Source organism: Vibrio echinoideorum (assembly GCF_024347455.1).
GTDB classification, from domain to species: domain Bacteria; phylum Pseudomonadota; class Gammaproteobacteria; order Enterobacterales; family Vibrionaceae; genus Vibrio; species Vibrio echinoideorum.
The window spans coordinates 425,619-443,244 of the sequence record NZ_AP025484.1 but is presented as its reverse complement, the minus strand read 5'-3'; the positions used below and the strand labels follow the sequence as shown (position 1 = coordinate 443,244).

General features: G+C 44.2%; 17 protein-coding genes and 1 riboswitch. Of the genes, 5 read left to right on the top strand and 12 right to left on the bottom strand.

Annotated features, from left to right (window positions below; all coding sequences use genetic code 11):
• Positions 1 to 174: 174 nt before the first annotated feature.
• The 3 genes from OCV36_RS18305 to OCV36_RS18295 all read left to right on the top strand — a co-directional run bounded on the left by OCV36_RS18305 (position 175) and on the right by OCV36_RS18295 (position 4,341).
• Positions 175 to 1,290, top strand: a complete 1,116-nt coding sequence (locus OCV36_RS18305) for a mechanosensitive ion channel family protein (protein ID WP_135457507.1) — start codon at positions 175 to 177, stop codon at positions 1,288 to 1,290.
• Positions 1,291 to 1,364: 74 nt separating this feature from the next.
• Positions 1,365 to 2,900: a mannose-1-phosphate guanylyltransferase/mannose-6-phosphate isomerase gene (locus tag OCV36_RS18300; RefSeq protein WP_135457505.1), complete on the top strand. Its 1,536-nt coding sequence runs from the start codon at positions 1,365 to 1,367 to the stop codon at positions 2,898 to 2,900.
• Positions 2,901 to 2,916: 16 nt separating this feature from the next.
• Positions 2,917 to 4,341, top strand: a complete 1,425-nt coding sequence (locus OCV36_RS18295) for a phosphohexomutase domain-containing protein (RefSeq protein WP_135457503.1) — start codon at positions 2,917 to 2,919, stop codon at positions 4,339 to 4,341.
• Between the two features lie 121 nt (positions 4,342 to 4,462).
• On the opposite strand, the gene aroG is transcribed toward OCV36_RS18295, so the two are convergent.
• The 4 genes from aroG to OCV36_RS18275 form a co-directional block, all read right to left on the bottom strand.
• Complete coding sequence (gene aroG, locus OCV36_RS18290) at positions 4,463 to 5,515, bottom strand: 3-deoxy-7-phosphoheptulonate synthase AroG (RefSeq protein ID WP_135457501.1); 1,053 nt, start codon at positions 5,513 to 5,515, stop codon at positions 4,463 to 4,465.
• A gap of 313 nt (positions 5,516 to 5,828) precedes the next feature.
• On the bottom strand, positions 5,829 to 6,044 hold the full coding sequence (locus OCV36_RS18285) for a DUF3820 family protein (RefSeq protein ID WP_004730103.1): 216 nt from the start codon (positions 6,042 to 6,044) through the stop codon (positions 5,829 to 5,831).
• Between the two features lie 12 nt (positions 6,045 to 6,056).
• On the bottom strand, positions 6,057 to 6,734 hold the full coding sequence (locus OCV36_RS18280; RefSeq protein WP_135457499.1) for a DUF3313 domain-containing protein: 678 nt from the start codon (positions 6,732 to 6,734) through the stop codon (positions 6,057 to 6,059).
• A 98-nt stretch (positions 6,735 to 6,832) separates the two neighbouring features.
• A complete protein-coding gene (locus OCV36_RS18275) occupies positions 6,833 to 7,186 on the bottom strand; it encodes an XRE family transcriptional regulator (RefSeq protein ID WP_135457497.1) in 354 nt (117 codons plus the stop codon).
• A 323-nt stretch (positions 7,187 to 7,509) separates the two neighbouring features.
• Positions 7,510 to 7,599: riboswitch (cyclic di-GMP riboswitch) on the top strand.
• A 72-nt stretch (positions 7,600 to 7,671) separates the two neighbouring features.
• Here OCV36_RS18275 and gbpA point away from each other — a divergent pair.
• Positions 7,672 to 9,138 (top strand): N-acetylglucosamine-binding protein GbpA, encoded by a 1,467-nt coding sequence (gbpA, locus tag OCV36_RS18270; RefSeq protein WP_135457495.1) that lies wholly within the window; start codon positions 7,672 to 7,674, stop codon positions 9,136 to 9,138.
• Between the two features lie 111 nt (positions 9,139 to 9,249).
• On the opposite strand, the gene cyoE is transcribed toward gbpA, so the two are convergent.
• The 4 genes from cyoE to OCV36_RS18250 are packed head-to-tail and all read right to left on the bottom strand — an operon-like array spanning position 9,250 to position 12,877.
• Complete coding sequence (cyoE, locus tag OCV36_RS18265; RefSeq protein WP_135457493.1) at positions 9,250 to 10,242, bottom strand: heme o synthase; 993 nt, start codon at positions 10,240 to 10,242, stop codon at positions 9,250 to 9,252.
• Positions 10,232 to 11,287: a COX15/CtaA family protein gene (locus OCV36_RS18260; protein ID WP_135457491.1), complete on the bottom strand. Its 1,056-nt coding sequence runs from the start codon at positions 11,285 to 11,287 to the stop codon at positions 10,232 to 10,234. Before OCV36_RS18260 ends, cyoE begins: the two co-directional genes overlap by 11 nt.
• 47 nt (positions 11,288 to 11,334) lie before the next feature.
• Entirely contained in the window at positions 11,335 to 11,943 is a 609-nt protein-coding gene (locus OCV36_RS18255; RefSeq protein WP_135457488.1) for a hypothetical protein, read from the bottom strand.
• Complete coding sequence (locus OCV36_RS18250) at positions 11,936 to 12,877, bottom strand: SURF1 family protein (RefSeq protein WP_135457486.1); 942 nt, start codon at positions 12,875 to 12,877, stop codon at positions 11,936 to 11,938. Before OCV36_RS18250 ends, OCV36_RS18255 begins: the two co-directional genes overlap by 8 nt.
• Between OCV36_RS18250 and OCV36_RS18245 the strand changes: the two genes are divergently transcribed.
• A complete protein-coding gene (locus OCV36_RS18245; RefSeq protein WP_029225153.1) occupies positions 12,765 to 12,995 on the top strand; it encodes a DUF2909 family protein in 231 nt (76 codons plus the stop codon). The genes OCV36_RS18250 and OCV36_RS18245 overlap by 113 nt on opposite strands.
• Positions 12,996 to 13,032: 37 nt before the next feature.
• On the opposite strand, the gene OCV36_RS18240 is transcribed toward OCV36_RS18245, so the two are convergent.
• The 4 genes from OCV36_RS18240 to coxB are packed head-to-tail and all read right to left on the bottom strand — an operon-like array spanning position 13,033 to position 17,553.
• Entirely contained in the window at positions 13,033 to 13,917 is an 885-nt protein-coding gene (locus tag OCV36_RS18240) for a cytochrome c oxidase subunit 3 (protein WP_135457484.1), read from the bottom strand.
• Between the two features lie 38 nt (positions 13,918 to 13,955).
• Positions 13,956 to 14,630 carry a cytochrome c oxidase assembly protein gene (locus tag OCV36_RS18235; RefSeq protein WP_135457482.1) on the bottom strand — a complete coding sequence of 225 codons (675 nt, stop codon included), beginning with the start codon at positions 14,628 to 14,630 and terminating at the stop codon, positions 13,956 to 13,958.
• A gap of 11 nt (positions 14,631 to 14,641) precedes the next feature.
• Positions 14,642 to 16,303 carry a cytochrome c oxidase subunit I gene (gene ctaD, locus OCV36_RS18230; RefSeq protein ID WP_017075835.1) on the bottom strand — a complete coding sequence of 554 codons (1,662 nt, stop codon included), beginning with the start codon at positions 16,301 to 16,303 and terminating at the stop codon, positions 14,642 to 14,644.
• Positions 16,300 to 17,553: a cytochrome c oxidase subunit II gene (gene coxB / locus OCV36_RS18225; RefSeq protein WP_135457480.1), complete on the bottom strand. Its 1,254-nt coding sequence runs from the start codon at positions 17,551 to 17,553 to the stop codon at positions 16,300 to 16,302. Before coxB ends, ctaD begins: the two co-directional genes overlap by 4 nt.
• Positions 17,554 to 17,626 lie beyond the last annotated feature (73 nt).

The window sequence follows — 17,626 nt, the reverse complement described above, 5'->3', positions numbered from 1 at the left end:
ACTTGCAAAGCTACGTAACGTCGAAAACAAATAACTAAATTGTCTTCATACAAAAAAACGACTATATATCCATAGATAGATACGATTGTCAGCTAATCGCTTGATTTATAAAGGTAGAGAACAAAAGTGATTTCTGCTAATTTCGAACACATAATTTCTGCGGCAGTACACACTATGAATGAATTCATAAACCAAGTTCAAACTTACATCACCCAGAGCCACAATAGCTGGGGAAATAGCGTCTTGTTTATCACCATTGCAAGTTTCTTTGCTTGGGTGATTTGGCGAATTGTCCATAATCGCTTAGAAATACTGGTTCAGAAGACCCCGTTCCACTGGGATGACCTAATTCTAGATGCCCTAAAAACACCAGTGAGCACCCTGATCTGGTGCTGGCCAGGCATGGTATCTATCGGCCTGATACTTCAAGACCAATTTGGCAATGAAATCAACTGGTTAAAAACGCTTAAACACATATTAATTATATGTACATTTGTTTGGTTTACTCTGAGAATGATTACTAACTCAGAGGCCTATGTTTTAGAACAAAAAACCAGAGATGAAACCACAGTTCAAGCTATCGCAAAGGTTGCTCGACTGTTCTTCATGGTTATGGGTGGCCTAACGATCATGCAGGCGTTTGGGCTCAGCTTATCTGGCTTACTCACCTTTGGTGGTGTCGGTGGTTTAATTGTCGGTTTGGCGGCTAAAGATCTGTTGTCTAATTTCTTTGGCGGCATGATGATTTACTTCGACCGACCTTTTAAAGTCGGTGATTGGATACGCTCTCCCGATCGTCAAATTGAAGGAACCGTAGAACGCATTGGCTGGCGCATGACGATCATTCGCACCTTTGATAAGCGCCCTTTGTACGTTCCAAATTCTGTGTTCAGTAGTATTGTGGTGGAGAACCCATCCAGAATGCTAAATCGCAGAATCAATGAAACCTTTGGTCTTCGTTATCAAGATGCAGACAAATTAGCGCTCATTGTTGATGAAGTCAGAACCATGCTCGAGACCCACCCTGATATTGATGCCAAACAGACGCTGATCGTTAACTTTGATAAATTTGGACCTTCAACGCTGAACTTCTTTATCTATACCTTCACAAAAACGGTCAACTGGATCAGGTACCACAAAGTGAAGCAAGACGTTCTGTTACAGGTTCTGGAGATTATTCATAAACACAATGCAGACATCGCGTTCCCAACTCAGACCCTCAAAATAGACTCTCAGGAAGTCAGCCAGTCTCAATATGTCATCAATTCACATCCTGAAGCTCATCGATAGTTAAGGTCGATAAGAAATAAGCGTGAGGCGTGGTAATATGGTGGTAGTAACCCTATACAACCGATTACCACCTTATGATTTTACCTGTCATCTTAGCTGGCGGCTCTGGTAGCCGCCTCTGGCCATTGTCTCGAGAACTTTACCCTAAACAATTTCTAAGTATTGCTGGCAAGCATTCAATGTTGCAGCAAACACTGCAGCGCCTTGATGGTTTAGAAAACTTTGTCGTTGATATCAATTGCGGTGCTCCTTTCATCATCTGCAATGAAGAACATCGTTTTATCGCAGCTGAACAAGTTCGATATGCAGAGCTTCAACACAGTGGCATTCTATTGGAGCCTGTAGGCAGAAATACTGCGCCCGCTATTGCACTCGCAGCCTTGCAAGCGTTAAGCACAGCCACAGATAGCTCAGAAGAAAATCATGACCCAATCTTGCTGGTACTAGCTGCCGATCATCACATAGCCAAAACGTCGGAGTTTCAACAAGCCGTGAGTCGTGGTCTAGATTACGCCAAACAAGGTAAACTGGTCACATTCGGCATAACCCCAAATGCTCCAGAGACTGGCTATGGTTACATCAAACAGGGGCAACCTCTATCCTCAACTTTACTAGCAAAGACCGATGCTATGGGGGAGATAATTCATCATGCTTACGCCATTGAATGCTTCGTAGAAAAGCCCGATAAAGCAACCGCAGAAGCATACATCCGCTCAGAACAGTACCTATGGAACAGCGGCATGTTTATGTTCAAGGCATCACGCTATCTTGAAGAGCTAGCCGAACATCACCCAAAGATCTTGGCCGCTTGTAAACTCGCTCTTGCAAAGCAAAATGTCGACCTAGATTTTATCCGTATCGACGCTGAAGCATTCAAAAGCAGCCCAAGCAATTCTATCGATTATGCCGTGATGGAAAAGACCTCGCACGCAGCTGTGATCCCAATGGATGTCGGTTGGAATGATATTGGCTCATGGTCTGCTATATGGGATGTAAGCGACAAAGACGAGCACAATAACGTTATTGAAGGTGACGTGTTGACTGTCGACTCTCAACACAACTACATTCATGCTGAAAACAAGCTAGTTGCTACTGTTGGTGTCGATAACCTGATTATTGTCGAGACCAAAGACGCCATATTAGTCGCAGATAAAGACAAGGTTCAGGGTGTTAAATCGATTGTTAGTCAACTAAGTCAAGCAGGTCGAACGGAGCATATTCATCATCGTGAGGTATTTAGACCTTGGGGTAAATACGATGTAATTGATTTAGGAAAGCGAGACAAAGTTAAGCGTATCACCGTAAAAGCGGGTCATCAGCTTTCACTACAGATGCATAATCATAGAGCGGAACATTGGGTAGTAGTAGCTGGCACTGCGAAAGTGACCAACGATGAGAAAACCTATCTCGTCGAAGAAGATCAATCGACTTACATCCCTTTAGGTCACATCCACAGCCTAGAGAACCCTGGCGAGACACCTCTTGAAATGATTGAAGTTCAAACCGGCAGCCATTTAAGTGAAGACGATATCATTCGATATCAAGACAGCTATGGGCGAGACGTTCGAAGCGAACAAGCTTCTTCGTCTCGGAACAAAAAATCGAAATAGAAGCGGCGACAATCAAATGAAACCAACATTAGATCTTAGCTGCTTTAAGAACAACGATATTCGCGGCATTATTGGCTCTCAAATTAACGAGCAGTTCGCCTATCTGCTCGGAAAGGCATTTGGCGAGTACGCCCTATCCACGACACCTGAAACTTCATTAGATCGCTTGGCTCAAGTGGTGATTGGTCGTGATAACCGAGAAACGTCCCTTTCATTACAAGAAGCCATGACCAAAGGCTTAATCGAGTCTGGGATAGCCGTCATAGACCTAGGTATGACTGGCACTGAAGAAGTCTACTTTGCGACTCGTCACCTAAAAGCGATTGGCGGAATACAAATCACAGCCAGCCATAACCCAATCAATTACAACGGAATGAAATTGGTCGGTGCTGATGCTAGCCCCATCAGTAAAAACAGTGGTTTAGATAAAGTCAAACGAAGCATTAAAGTACTGAATCAAGAGCTGAACACCGATTTACCGATCGTTCATGTTCAATCAAATAACTCAGGCATATCGACCAGTATTCTCGCTCCCTATGTAGACCACCTACTCTCCTACATAACACCGTCTAAACTTTCACCCATGAAGATTGTGGTTAACGCAGGAAACGGCGTTGCAGGACATGTCATTGATGCTTTAGAGAAGAAATTTAACGAACTCAGTGCCCCTATCACCTTCATCAAGGTTCACCATACTCCTGACGGGAAATTCCCTAATGGCATTCCCAACCCATTGATCAAAAACAACCAAATAGCGACTCGAGATGCAGTCTTAGAGCATTCTGCCGACCTTGGCATTGCGTGGGATGGTGATTTTGACCGTTGTTTTTTCTTTGACGAAAATGGCAATTACATTGAGGGTTACTATATTGTCGGGTTGCTCGCTGAAGCATTTTTGTTAAAAGAGCCTAACGCCACAGTGTTGCACGATATGCGTATGACATGGAACACGATTGAAGTCGCCAATAAGCTTGATGGGAAGGCTGTTGCAGTCAAAGCTGGGCATGCGCTCATCAAAGAGAAGATGCGAGAATTAAACGCTGTGTACGGTGGTGAAACGAGTGCGCACCATTATTTTCGTGATTTTGGATACTGCGATTCAGGAATGATTCCTTGGCTCTTAGTGATAGAACTGATGTCGAAAACCCAACAATCTCTTCACCAATTGACCAGCGCAAGTATGGATAGATTCCCTTCTTCCGGAGAGATAAATCGCAGAGTTTCAGACTCAGAACAAGTCATGGCTTATGTGTTGTCGCACTATCAAGATAATGCTGTTGAGATCGATCACACAGACGGGCTCAGCATGAATATGGGGACATGGCGCTTCAACTTAAGAAAGTCCAATACAGAGCCGTTGATACGCCTCAACGTCGAAACCAAGCAAGATAAAGCTTTGTTGTCGCTTAAAGTCGACGAGCTACTGTCTTTTTTCATTTAAGAATACAAAGCACTTCCAGTTTTTAACTAATTTTCAACTAAGAGCCACAAAAAAGCCCTTACTAGCGATTGCTAATAAGGGCTTTGAATTTTCAGTCGCTTAGTCGCTGACTGTAATTAGTTTACTTGTTGCGACGAGCTTCAACAGCACCTGCCAGTTGGCGAAGTACTGTTTCAGTATCTTCCCAACCAATACAAGCATCGGTAATAGACTGACCGTATGTCGCTGCTTTGCCGTCAACCAAGTCTTGGCGACCTTCAACAAGGTGAGATTCAATCATCACACCAAAAATAGCTTTATCACCACCTGAAATCTGTGCACTTACGTCATCAGATACGTTAATTTGGCGTTTAAACTGCTTAGAGCTATTCGCATGGCTGAAATCAATCATCACCTTCTCTGGAAGACCTGAAGCTTTTAGTTCTTCCTTAATCTTGCTTACATGCTCTGCACTGTAGTTTGGCTCTTTACCACCACGTAGGATGATATGGCAATCAGGGTTACCTGCAGTTTCAATGATAGCGGAGTGACCGTACTTAGTTACAGACAAAAAGTGGTGAGAAGCACTCGCTGAACGAATCGCGTCGGTTGCGATCTTAATGTTGCCATCAGTACCATTCTTAAAGCCTACAGGGCAAGATATACCTGAAGCAAGTTCACGGTGAACCTGAGATTCAGTCGTACGTGCGCCAATTGCACCCCAGCTAATTAGGTCAGCAACGTATTGAGGCGTGATCATATCTAGGAATTCACTTGCCGTCGGCATTCCCATATCAGTTAGGTCAAGCAGTAGCTTACGTCCTAGACGAAGACCATCGTTTAGCTTGAACGTATCATCCATGTATGGGTCGTTAATCAGACCTTTCCAACCAACAGTTGTACGTGGTTTTTCAAAATAAACACGCATTACGATTTCAAGTTTGTCGCCTAGTTCATCACGTAACACTTTCAAGCGTTTGCCATATTCAAGTGCAGCTTCTGTGTCATGAATAGAACATGGGCCTACGATAACAAGTAAGCGGTCGTCGCTATCTTCTAAAATATTATGAATCGCTTTACGGCTTTCAAAGGTTGTAGAAGAAGCAATTTCTGTCGCTGGAAACTTTTCTAAAACAGCAACAGGTGGTAATAACTCTTTTACTTTGTTAATTCTTACATCATCAGTCTGAAACATCGCTTACTTCTTCCTATTTTCTATCCTTGAGCTGAATGTAGGTTATCTCACGTAACTTTCCATCAGCACTTATCTTCTTGTTCCCTGTAACTTAACTAGTAAAAACTCTAGTTTCAATCACTAATTCAAAAAAAACGCAATTTTTTTTGTGTTTTATATTTAAAACACCCCGTATAACATTATTTACACGCTATCGATTGCGCAATTTATCTCGGGATAAGGTCCATTGTTTTTCAAATCCCACTATACACGTAATATCTAATGATAATCTAAAATAAAAAAGCTCACGTTATTAGCGTGAGCTTCAATTAAATTACATTCTTTTCAAAGGTTTGACGACACTATCAAGCCCTTCGATTTTCAACGCAAGGCACAGTTTTAATAAGTCGCCTAGCTCACCGCTAGGGAATCCCTTTTTATCAAACCACAGCAAATATTCTTCAGGCAAGTCGATCAATGTGCGACCAGCGTATTTGCCAAATGGCATCTGCATTCTAGCAAGTTTAATCAGGTTCTCTTTCTCTAGCATTACGTGCTCTTTCTATGCATCGTCGATGTTCTGTAGAGTATCACCTAAACGTTCAACCCAATAGTTGATCGCGTCTTTGGCGTCGTCCAACGAATCAATCATCGTCGAAAAATCTTTATTACCCGCTTCACGGTCGATGGCAGCAAATAATGGCGTACCCTCTTGAGCATCGCTTACCAATAGTTCGACACTAGCGCTACCCACATTGGTGTGCTCACCAGTTGCCACCTTAGATATGGTCGATATAGCAAGACCGAATGGTAGAACACTACTGGTTACGGCTAGGATAGGATTTGGTGTTTCAACGTTGCTCAAGGCAATGCTTAAACGTAACGTTTTACCCGTAGGCCCATCAACAATCGTTTTGTGAGGCGATATTTTCTCTTCCAAACGGGTAATCATATGGTCAGTGAGCTCTTGAATCTCTTCTTGATTCAACGTCCCTTCTTCTGCAAGAACAAAGATTTGGTCGATCACCACAGAGTCATAGTCATCCAACTTGGATTTCAAACGTTGTTCGTCACGTAGCCCAACTCTTGCCCACACTAAATCGACACCGCCACCAGGTCCAGGTCCAGGTCGAAAATCTTCATAAGTAGTAAATTTGGTTGCGGTTTTAATCGGGCCGCCGGCACAACCAAACATGAAAATGCAGGTTGCGACAAACAAGAGAAATTTTAAAGGTTTCATAGCGCACTTAGATTAAATTCAATATTTCAACCAAGTATGCCATACCCTAAGTGAAAGGATTGTAGAAAAGGAGTTAAAAATCAAAGCTGGATCTAAAATTAATCATGCTGAACGGTGTGTGCATACTCTACGATTACTTGATTTCCTTCGATGTAAGCATTTTGAATTTCACCATCAACACTCATTCTACTTTTCAAATAAACGACTTTAGGCCCTGACTTGTTACCTTCTTTAAGCGAAGGAAACACATTCCTAGGTTCTAAGTGAAGTAAGCGACAAAAGTGGCTAATGAAAGACATAGTCAATGCTGTCTCCCCTCTTAGCACTCTTGAGAAATCAACCTGGTTCATGCCTAGCTTCTTCGAAAACTCCATCTGCGTAATTCGCATTCGCGACTTTTGTGACATCCACGTTTGATACAACGCATCTCTGTCTTGCTCTGTAAATTCCATACCGACTCCTTTATATAATTCGTACCAATCAATTGTCCGGCTTTTCATACACAGCATGTCAGCGTTCGGTTAGTGGAAACCAAAGGTTTGGTTTTGATATGCGCTCAATCGGTGAACGGAACAAAGAATAATAACCATTAATCATTCACAGAAACAATTAGAGCAATTACTTTCTTTATTTATATCAATTGTTTATATGTTACCTAGGAACACATATGGCAAGTTAATTTGTATTAAGAATTATAAGTTCGAGATTAGCATTCCACATTTAAATCTATTGTGTCGCATTTATAAAAGCTGTTGGCTACATTTCGTTTGCTCAAACTCACTTCTGGCAAACTATTTGAAAGAATAGGACGCAAAGCCACCGGTCTGTCGACATATATTCTGTCTATGATAGCGGGGCCGCCACTTAATAGAATTTAAGTGTAAATGCATGCCGGAGTGTTCTCTTTTTTGTCGGCCAAATACAGTAAGGACAAATAATGAAACAACTCCCAAAAAAATCGCTCATCGCGCTATCGCTACTTAGTGTCAGTGGAGCAAGCTTCGGTCACGGTTATGTCTCGGCATACGATAATGGCGTAGCAGAAAGCCGTGTCGCGTTGTGTAAATTCCCAGCGAGTGATACACAACAAAAAAACACAGGCTGTGGTGGTATTCAATATGAACCACAAAGTGTAGAAGGCCCTGAGGGCTTTCCTGAAAGCGGCCCTGCCGATGGAAAAATCGCTAGTGCACAATCTTCTTTAGCGGCAGCGCTAGACGAGCAAACCGCAGACCGCTGGGTTAAGCGCCCTATCAAATCTGGATCTCAGTACTTTGAGTGGACGTTCACAGCGAACCACAAAACCCGTGATTGGAAATATTACATTACTCAACCAGATTGGAACCCAAACCAACCTTTGGCACGCAGTTCTTTTGATTTAACGCCATTCTGCGTCGTTGAAGGCAATATGGAACAACCACCGATGCAAGTCAGCCACTTGTGTAATGTACCAGAGCGTGAAGGTTATCAAGTGATCCTTGCGGTATGGGATGTAGGTGACACTGCTGCGGCTTTCTACAATGTTATCGATGTGAAGTTTGATGGCGACGGCCCTATCATTCCTGATTGGGATCAAGGCGGTCAAATCAACCCAACGCAAAACCTGAATGTAGGTGACGCTGTTTACACTCGCGTATTCGACCAATCTGGTGAGAACGCTTCATACAGTACAGAGCTAGTGATTGAGAGCAACGAGCAAGGTAAAGCAAACAACTGGTCTTACGCGCTTGCTTCTAAGATCAATCAAGAGCAAACGCAAATCAAAGCGGGCCAGTTAAACGATCAAAACGATTTCGCGCCAGTGTACGGCACGAACCCTGTTTATCTAAAATCAGGTTCAGGCTTTAAGAGCGTAGAGATCGGTTACAAGATTGATACTCCAGAGCCAGATCATGAGTTAGAAGTCACAGGCCTAGAGTCTGAGTATGTTATTGATGAAAACCAACCTACACAGCTTGATCTTACATTAGCAGCAACTGGCGATATTCAAGCAGAACTGACCGTTTACAACCATCACCGTGAAGCACTTGCATCTCAGAAATCTGAGTTATCAGATGGACAAGTTGAAGATGTTCAACTCACTCTATCTAAGTCGGAACCAGGCCACCACATGCTTGTGGTCGTGACGAAAGATGACCAAGGTAACCTAGTAGATCAGAACACGCTTGATTTCCATCTAATGGACGAGCAAACACCGCCACCAACAGGCGACTACGACTTCGTGTTCCCAGAAAGCATTGAGTCTTACACAGCAGGTACTAAGGTACTGAGCAGCGACGGCGGCGTTTATCAGTGTAAAGAGTTCCCATACTCTGGTTACTGTGTTCAATGGGCTCCAACAGCAACTCAGTACGAACCAGGTGTTGGTTCACACTGGCAAGATGCTTGGAACAAAGTGGACTAATTACTAGCCAGTTACTTACTTTCTAGTAGGTACGCTCTAGTAATCAGCAAAACAAAAACGGATGCCTAGCGCATCCGTTTTCTTATTCTGTAACAGCTGAAGCATCAGTTATCAAAGTAGATAGTGATCCGCCAACAGAGCAACAAACAAGATCATGAGATGATAAATGGAGAACTTAAAGGTCTTCATCGCAATATTAGGCTCGTCACGATATTTAAGTACCCAAGCGTGATAAACAAACCCGCCGTTTAGCACCAAAGAAGCGCTCAAATATATCCAGCTACTCATGCCGACCAACACTGGCAATATACATACGATGCTTAGCAGCAAGGTATAGAGCAGAATCGATGTTTTAGTGTAAGCAATACCATGGGTCACAGGTAACATCGGAATGTTCACCTTAGCGTATTCATCACGACGATGAATTGCCAATGCCCAGAAGTGAGGAGGCGTCCAGATAAAGATGATCATCACCAACAACCAAGCGTTTGAATGCAGTTCATTGGTTACGGCCGTCCAGCCTAATAAGGGTGGCATAGCGCCAGCAATTCCGGCTATCACGATGTTTTGCGGCGTCGCTCGTTTCAAATACATGGTATAAATCACCGCGTAACCTAATAAGCTCGCGAAAGTTAACCAAGCTGTGAGTTGATTGACCCACACCACTAGCGTGACAAAACCAAGTAAGCCAATACCAGACGCAAAACTGAACACACGCACACTACTCAGTTCACCCGACGGTAAAGGTCGTCGATTAGTGCGAGTCATTTGCCCATCGATCTTTTTATCGATCAAATGATTAAAAGCAGCTGCCGAACCGGCCATCAGCCCTATCCCAATCATTCCGAACAGAGTTTGTTGTAAGGGCAATCCATTGGGTACCGCTAAACACATACCAACCAATGCCGTCAGCAGCATCAAAGCCACTACCTTGGGTTTAGTCAGCGTTAAATAAACCTTCCAAGTTGCTTTACTTTTCGAGACCAAATCACTTGTTGAAACCACTTCGTTTCCTGAAGAAATTCTATGATTGGTCGCACTTTCATTGCTTGATGCTCCACCTTGAACCATCACTCTATTTTGTGTCGACGTTCTACTGACCATGATTACCTCCTTGTAATACATTGTTCTTAGCCAAACACTCGCTTGGTTTGTACTGCCACACCACAAAGTTAGTCACAACCATACTCACAAGCAACATTGCCGCCATTAGGTTATGCAAAACCGCAACGGATATCGGCAGGTGGAACAAGACATTGCTAATCCCCAAACTGACTTGAGCAAACAACACCATCGCAACAATGATACTCAGCTTCTGTTGAGGTGCTTTACCCAACTTCCAAAGTTGATACACAATCATCAACACAGTTAATGTGGCAACAATAGCGCCAAAACGATGCATGACATGTATGGTAAGTCTTGCTGGATACTCCAACACACCAAACTCATAATTATCATGTCCGTGTTGAGCAAAATCGAAAGCATTTTTGAAATCGAGATAACTTGTCCAGTTCCCTTCACAAATGGGTAATTGCGTACACACAAGAGCGGCATAGTTGGATGACGTCCACCCACCTAACAAGATCTGCCCAACGACCACTATCAACCCAAGCAGCGCCCAAGCTTTAAGTTTTGACGGATAAACAGGTCCACTAAAACGGCTCTGAATATTGGATAAACGGCAATAGAGCAAGCAAAGAAGGGACAGCAACGTAAAACCACCCATCAAATGCGCCATAACGACAACGGGCATCAACTTGAGAGTCACCGTCCACATTCCAAGCAAAGCTTGAAAGATCACAGTTGCGGAGATAACTAGGGGAAGGCCCATCGGTGAAATGTTTTTCTGGATACACCAAGTAACGACCACGAAGATAAGAATTCCTAACGATCCTGCAAAGTAGCGATGTACCATCTCGATCCAGGCTTTTTCAGCTTCAAGCACTCGTTCTGGAAATTGTAGATTCGCTTCATTCACCGCTAATGCATCGGAAGGCACGGTGATCTTGCCATAACATCCCGGCCAATCTGGACAACCAAGACCAGCATCAGACAAACGCGTGTAAGCACCGAGCACAATAACAGTCAGAGTTAGCAAGATAGTCACTCTCATAATAAACATGAGTAACTTTGGAGCTCCTTTTTGCATCGCTTATCTCCCTATACGAACCATCAACACCTAATGATTACTCGCCATTACCCCACTCTCGACAGCTTGAGTAGTTTTCGTAAATCATGAATCATGCCTTTCGATTGGCTGACTAACTCCGAAGAGTCCGAAACGCTCTTATATTCCATCACCAGTTGCCCAAGAGGATCGATAATGACGATTGAAGCAGGCGCAAACTCAGTACTTAATTGATCACCACCAGCTAAAAACGACAAATCAGGCTTGTTGAGCGCCCCCGACAACGAGTTACCTTCTGAGACGAAAACAACAGCGGTCACTCTTTCTTTGTTTTTCCCTAACGCTAAGTAGCTTTGATTCAAATAATGAAGCTGTTGTTCACACAAGCTTTCGCACTCTGTAGGGGCGATATAACCTACTAACCAACCCTCTCCAGCCATGGGTACCGTTACGCCAAAATCTTTCAGCGTGACCCTTGGTTCAATCAATTCTCCTGAGTTGGTTACTCCTGACGTATACCAGCTCTGTTCCAATACGGTTTTGGCGATAATCGCTGGCAGAGCAAAAATTAGAACCAATCCGATTAATACTAAACGCCCCTTAGTGCGACGCTTTTTAAACTCAACCATGTTTGCATCGGTACTTTCCCTGTTCACTTGTGCTTGAGATTTATCCATCGTTGTTCTCCGTGATAGGTGTCGCTTTTAGGTACCGATAGCCAATTAACAACATCAAAAACAAAAGTACCGCTGCCATTACAAACCATTGAAATGAGTAACCGAAGTGCTTTTCAGATCTCATAGCCGTTGGTCGCCACAACAACTCATAAGGCCACGATTCTAAGCTTTGCGGTTGGAAGACAAAGGGCAGCACTTCTTGCCCTGTATACTCTGATAACGCTGTGATGTTGATGTTTTGAATTCTTTTAGGCGTTGTGTTTTCTAAAGCCAACTCATGACTTAGAGGGTTCACCGAACGAGTGTACAAACGCCCTGACATATTGATTGGTAATGTGATATTTCCTAGCTGTGGAAGCTCTCTTCTGTCACGGCTTGCCACAACAAACCCAAGGTCTATCAGTAGTTGATGTTTGTGCAAGAACTGCTTTCCTTGGCCTTGAACTTCCCCCAACATGTAAATCACATACCCCACCGCTCCTTGGTTAATCTGGTTGTCTAACAAGATCACCAAACCACTTGATGTTTCCAATGTCACGTCAACCTTCAAACCATTTAAAGACTGCTGTTCAGATAAATCTTGCGCTTGTGTACGCGAGTTCTGCAATTCAGAGATAACCCCATCCAATGACCTAGGTGATTGCTGCGCTCTTTCTGATAGCTGCTGTTCATAACGTAGTTTCTCGTTACCTCTGTCTAACTGCCACAAACCCAACTTGATTAAAATGCCGACTGAAACCACAGTTAAAACAACCGCTATCCAAAAACCTTTACTGCGGAACTTGTGTTCATCATCAATCAATCGGTTTGGAGTTATCACTATGGCGTCATCTACCTTTGTGTTGTTGTTTAAAATTGTATTGGTCGCTTTGCTGTTTTTTATCGCTTTCAACCTGATGAAAGGGCTAATCCAAATCGCCTCAGGTAAACACAATGGCAAAAGACTGAGTCACTTCTTGGGTCGTCGAGTCATGTGGTCAGCCGTTGTCGTGCTACTGTTATTACTGGCGTTAGGTTCAGGAATGATAACTCCCAACCCTCGCCCTTATTAAGCCCATACAAACCTAACAGCTAGACCGATATATTTCGTTAGAGCACATAAACAAACACAAACAGACCTAACCAAACCACATCGACAAAGTGCCAATACCAACTGCCCGCTTGGAACGCAAAGTGGTCTTTCGGAGTGAAGTGGTCCTTCGCAACTCTCGCCAGTAACACAATCAAAAAAATCGTTCCTAAACACACATGCAAACCATGGAATCCGGTCAGTAAGAAGAAGGTATTGCCGTAGATGCCGGATTGAAGCGTCAGCCCCATCTCTTGATAAGCGTGAAGGTACTCTTCAACTTGGAAGAACAGGAAGAAGCCAGCCAGAACAATGGTTATCTCTAACCACACGATCAAAGCCATACGCTTATTTTGTTCAAGACTGATATGTGCCATGTGCAGCGTCACAGAGGAAAGCAGTAGGATAATGGTGTTCTTTAGCGGAATACCTTGCCAAGGCATTGCTTGCGTCGTCACACCATCTGGAGTGATGGTCAGCGGCCATATCGACTGAAACATCGGCCACAGCACTTCGTGAGTCATTGCATTGTTACCTGCGCCACCAATCCAAGGCACAGAAATCATACGAGCATAAAAAAGTGCGCCAAAGAAAGCACCGAAAAACATAATTTCAGAGAAGATGAACCAGCTCATACCTTGTCGAAACGAACGAGATATCTGCTCAGAATAGAGGCCGCTTAGCGATTCGGTGATCACATTGCTAAACCAACCTGCGAGCATGTAAAGCAACACACAAAACCCAACTAACAGCACTGCTTTTCCAAACACACCACCAGCCGCATCGGTACCCATGTTTTGCACCGTTAAACCGGCCCCAACCGCGACCAAAAACAATGCAACGGCACCCACCAATGGCCAGTGGCTTTGATGTGGAACGAAATAAACTTCCTTTTTAGAACTCATCGCTCAACTCCTTATGTTGATACTGGTTCTGTAAATCCCTAGTTACTTGCGAGTGCGCTCGCTTTTGGTGAGCCAGATTTTAGTGTGCTCGATGTTGATGTACTCACTTCAGGCTTACTTGCCTCTCCACTCACCTGACTCGTGATGTTAAACAACGTGTAAGAGAGCGTAAGCGTATGTATCGATTCTGGAATATCGGGCTCAATGTAAAATATCAACCCCATTTCAGCGGTTTTGTGTCCGTCCAATGGCTGCTGATTAAAGCAAAAGCATTCCATCTTATTGAAGTAAGTTGCCCCCATACCTGGAGAAACCGATGGTACAGCTTGGCCAACCAATGAGGATCCAGAAAGATTTTTGGCAATGTAGTTAGTTTGAACCACCTCACCGGGATGAACCTCTAAAACACGAACTTCAGGCGAAAATTTCCAAGGCATATCTGGCTTAATGTGCGACATGAACTCCACTCGAACAGTACGAGAGTAGTCAGGCTGCATTCCTTGAGGTTGAACCACAGAAACGCTATTAGTCTTGCCATTAATCCCCAAAGCATCACACATCACATCGTAGAGCGGCACCAAAGCAAAGCCGAAACCAAACATCACAACCACACTCAATACTAAATAACCTGTCAACTTCTTAGTCGATCGCTTCTTAGACGGATGCTTTGGCTGCTGCTTCTCTTGATTTAGGTCGCTTTGTTTATCACTCATGGCTCTTCCCTTTAATCAACTTTAGGTGGATGAGTAAAGGTGTGGTGAGGGGCAGGGCTAGGAACTGTCCACTCTAGACCTTCAGCTCGGTCCCAAGGCTTGCTTGGCGCAGTCTCCCCGCCTCTCACACACTTGATAACTAACCATAAGAAGATCAACTGAGACAAACCAAAGGCAAAGCCACCTATCGACACGACTTGGTTAACATCAGCAAACTGAATCGCATAATCCGGTATACGACGCGGCATTCCGGCTAACCCTAAAAAGTGCATTGGGAAAAACAACACATTGACCGATACTACCGATGTCCAGAAATGCCACAGACTGAGCTTGTGGTCGTACATATGCCCTGTCCATTTCGGTAACCAATAATAGGCGGCGGCCATAATTGAGAACACAGCACCTGTCACCAGAACATAGTGGAAGTGAGCCACAACAAAGTAGGTATCGTGGTATTGGAAATCGGCAGGTACGATAGCGAGCATCAATCCAGATAGCCCACCAATCGTGAATAGAACGATAAAGGCAATAGCAAACAGCATTGGTGTTTCAAAGGTCAAAGCACCCCGCCACATCGTCGCCACCCAGTTAAACACCTTCACTCCCGTAGGCACGGCGATCAACATGGTGCAATACATGAAGAAAAGCTCGGCAAATACTGGCATACCGGTAGTGAACATGTGGTGCGCCCACACTAAGAATGACAGCAGTGCGATACTGCATGTTGCGTACACCATCGAGTGATAACCAAATAAACGCTTGCCACTGAATGCCGGGATTATCGCAGAGACAATACCAAAAGACGGTAAAATCATGATGTATACTTCAGGGTGTCCAAAGAACCAGAATATATGCTGGAACATCACCGGATCCCCGCCTCCCGCAGCATCAAAAAAGCTCGTCCCAAAGTACTTATCCGTCAGTACCATGGTTACGGCTCCCGCGAGCACGGGCATCACGGCTATCAATAAGAAAGCGGTAATCAACCAAGTCCATACGAACATCGGTAGCTTGAACCAAGTCATTCCCGGCGCGCGCATGTTCACTATGGTTACGATAACGTTGATCGCCCCCATGATCGAACTGATCCCCATAATATGGACAGAAAATACAAACAGCGCCGTACTATCTGGACCATAAGTTGTCGAGAGCGGCGCATAAAATGTCCAACCAAAGCTCGGGCCGCCTCCCTCAGTAAACAAAGAACCAATTAAGATTAGAAAAGCAAAAGGTAGAATCCAGAAACTGAGATTGTTCATTCTCGGCAGCGCCATGTCTGGAGCGCCAATCATCATTGGGATCATCCAGTTAGCCAAACCTGTGAATGCAGGCATCACGGCACCAAACACCATTATTAAACCGTGAACGGTAGTCATCTGATTAAAGAAGTCTGGCTCAACGAGCTGTAACCCCGGTTGGAATAACTCCGCACGGATCACCATCGCCATGGCACCGCCTGTTAAGAACATGGCAAAGCTAAACCAAAGGTAAAGTGTACCTATGTCTTTGTGGTTGGTTGAGTAAAGCCAACGCGCCCAACCTTTGGGAGCAGCATGTGAGTCGTGATCATCATGAGGTAAATCATGGCTGTCCAATGAACCTTCAGCTGAATGACTCAGTGCTTGATCTTCTGCGGGAGCCGATTTCACCGGCTTATTGATTGGCGAACTCATAACTGCTCCTTAGCATCGTTTTGTGCTTCATCCATTAAGCCTTGCGTTCCATCCGTTGAGCCTTGTTCACTGTTCGTTTCACTTTGTTCGTTGTCAGACCCACCTTCTTGCTTCGCCTTATAAGCGTTCACATCTGAAGCCTGAACCACATCGCCAGTGTCATTACCCCAAGCATTTCTTTGATAAGTCACTACCGCAGCAATCTCTTTCTCAGTTAATTGATTATCAAATGCCTGCATTGCGGTGCCTCCGCGACCATAAACAATGGTATCGATATGAACACCCAAATCACCAAGTGCTATAGGGCTTCCTTTAATGGCAGGAAATGCGCCGGGAATACCCTCTCCGTTGACTTGATGACAAACGGCGCAACGGGTTTTGTAAACTTCTTCACCGATGGCATTCAATTCTTCTAAGGAAAGTGACGCATCTAGTGCATCTTGCGCCGCTTGTTGTGCGGCTATCGCCAATTCTTTCTGCTCCGCTAACCATGCGTCAAAATCGTCTTCTTCCATGGCACGTACCACAATCGGCATGAAGCCATGAGCACGACCACACAATTCAGCACACTGACCTCGGTAAACGCCAGGCTCATCGATCTTTGTCCACGCCTCATTGATGAAACCGGGAATGGTATCTTTCTTAACCGCGAAAGCAGGCACCCACCATGAGTGAATAACATCATCGGAAGTCATCAAAAAGCGGACTTTACGATTGATAGGCAGTACTAATGGCTTATCAACTTCTAGTAAGTAATGCGCACCTTTCACTTCAATCCCTTCGATTTCTTTATCACTGGTCGCTAAAAGGCTGAAAAACTCGACGTCTTCACCAAAATAGCTGTAATGCCATTTCCATTGTGACCCAGTAATTTTAACGGTGAGTTCTGATTGAGAGGTGTCTTCCATCGCGATCAAGGTCTTGGTGGCTGGTATGGCCATAGCGATGAGGATGATAATAGGGATGATGGTCCAAAGAATTTCGACTTTGGTACTTTCGTGAAAATGAGCAGCAACCGCGCCCTTCGACTTTCGGTGTCTCAGAATCGAATAAAACATCACACCAAAAACAAAGAAAGCGATCGCGCAACAGATGTAGAAGATCAACATATGAAGTTCATACACCTTACCGCTGATCTCAGTGACGCCTTGTGTCATGTTGTAATCACTCGTCGCATGCACCAATGGCGATACTAAAGCCACAACAAAACTATTCAAAAGCCACCCTAGCCTGACCAATAATCTTCTCAAAAGATCTCTCCTCATCCTTCCTAATTGGATACTTGCGACTTAAATGTCGTTGTGAGCTGTGTTTCATTACGAG

What these genes read in the sequence shown, in the direction of transcription:
- OCV36_RS18305 (WP_135457507.1), top strand. Translation starts at nt 175, where the DNA reads ATGAATGAATTCATAAACCAAGTTCAAACTTACATCACCCAGAGCCAC.
- OCV36_RS18300 (WP_135457505.1), top strand. Translation starts at nt 1,365, where the DNA reads ATGATTTTACCTGTCATCTTAGCTGGCGGCTCTGGTAGCCGCCTCTGG.
- OCV36_RS18295 (WP_135457503.1), top strand. Translation starts at nt 2,917, where the DNA reads ATGAAACCAACATTAGATCTTAGCTGCTTTAAGAACAACGATATTCGC.
- aroG (WP_135457501.1), bottom strand. Translation starts at nt 5,515, where the DNA reads ATGTTTCAGACTGATGATGTAAGAATTAACAAAGTAAAAGAGTTATTA.
- OCV36_RS18285 (WP_004730103.1), bottom strand. Translation starts at nt 6,044, where the DNA reads ATGCTAGAGAAAGAGAACCTGATTAAACTTGCTAGAATGCAGATGCCA.
- OCV36_RS18280 (WP_135457499.1), bottom strand. Translation starts at nt 6,734, where the DNA reads ATGAAACCTTTAAAATTTCTCTTGTTTGTCGCAACCTGCATTTTCATG.
- OCV36_RS18275 (WP_135457497.1), bottom strand. Translation starts at nt 7,186, where the DNA reads ATGGAATTTACAGAGCAAGACAGAGATGCGTTGTATCAAACGTGGATG.
- gbpA (WP_135457495.1), top strand. Translation starts at nt 7,672, where the DNA reads ATGAAACAACTCCCAAAAAAATCGCTCATCGCGCTATCGCTACTTAGT.
- cyoE (WP_135457493.1), bottom strand. Translation starts at nt 10,242, where the DNA reads ATGGTCAGTAGAACGTCGACACAAAATAGAGTGATGGTTCAAGGTGGA.
- OCV36_RS18260 (WP_135457491.1), bottom strand. Translation starts at nt 11,287, where the DNA reads ATGCAAAAAGGAGCTCCAAAGTTACTCATGTTTATTATGAGAGTGACT.
- OCV36_RS18255 (WP_135457488.1), bottom strand. Translation starts at nt 11,943, where the DNA reads ATGGATAAATCTCAAGCACAAGTGAACAGGGAAAGTACCGATGCAAAC.
- OCV36_RS18245 (WP_029225153.1), top strand. Translation starts at nt 12,765, where the DNA reads ATGGCGTCATCTACCTTTGTGTTGTTGTTTAAAATTGTATTGGTCGCT.
- OCV36_RS18240 (WP_135457484.1), bottom strand. Translation starts at nt 13,917, where the DNA reads ATGAGTTCTAAAAAGGAAGTTTATTTCGTTCCACATCAAAGCCACTGG.
- OCV36_RS18235 (WP_135457482.1), bottom strand. Translation starts at nt 14,630, where the DNA reads ATGAGTGATAAACAAAGCGACCTAAATCAAGAGAAGCAGCAGCCAAAG.
- ctaD (WP_017075835.1), bottom strand. Translation starts at nt 16,303, where the DNA reads ATGAGTTCGCCAATCAATAAGCCGGTGAAATCGGCTCCCGCAGAAGAT.